The sequence below is a fragment of the Capnocytophaga sp. oral taxon 338 str. F0234 genome, assembly GCF_000192225.1.
GTDB lineage: Bacteria > Bacteroidota > Bacteroidia > Flavobacteriales > Flavobacteriaceae > Capnocytophaga.
This window is the reverse complement of the sequence record NZ_GL872434.1, coordinates 1-706: the sequence shown is the minus strand read 5'-3', so window position 1 is coordinate 706 and position 706 is coordinate 1. Positions and strand designations below refer to the sequence as shown.

1 protein-coding gene is annotated in these 706 nt (G+C 22.7%); it reads left to right on the top strand.

Annotated features, from left to right (window positions below):
* The coding region (locus HMPREF9071_RS11720) for a hypothetical protein (protein ID WP_009401626.1) at positions 1–364 on the top strand (364 nt) is incomplete at its 5' end.
* Between the last annotated feature and the right edge of the window lie 342 nt (positions 365–706).

The following is a 706-nucleotide window of genomic DNA, read 5'->3' as shown; positions in this document are numbered from 1 at the left end:
TTCAATATTTTCCTTATTAGGATGTAAAAGTGAAGAAGAGAAATTTTTGGAAAATCATAAAGTTTTTCCATGTTCTCCAGAAATTGTTCAAGAAAAAAAATATAAAATTAGCATTAAAAAATCTAATGACCTATATGTCAAATATTTATATGATAGAAAAAAAAGTAAGGATTTAAATTATGATGAAACTTTTCTTTCTCCAACCTTAATTGTTGATGATCATTATGTATATTCTTTTCATAATTTGATTGAGAAAAAGGTAGCCGTTTTTGGTGTTTGGATAAATGCCAATACAGGAAAAATAACTAATTGTAATGAGTATATATGGTTAAAAGAGAAGGATATTTTTCTTCAAAAAAAATAAATGCAGATTATTATAGGTAATTATAGAACTTAAGGCATAACAAAAGTAGATGAAAAAATATTAAATGATTATAAATTAACAATAAATAAAGAGTATCGCGAGATTCCTTACATAGAAATTAGTAATTTCAAATTAAGTTATAACCAGCAATTGAGTAATTAGAAATAAAAATATGTATAAAGTTATTAAAATAGTTATTATTATGGGTATATTAAGTAGTATTTTTTCTTGTAAAGAAGAAAAAGACATCTCTATATATAGAACAGAGGAATTCAAAAAAAAGAAAAAACATTTAAACTTTCATTGGATGAAGCAGGGCAGAAATGTATAAAATATATTAAA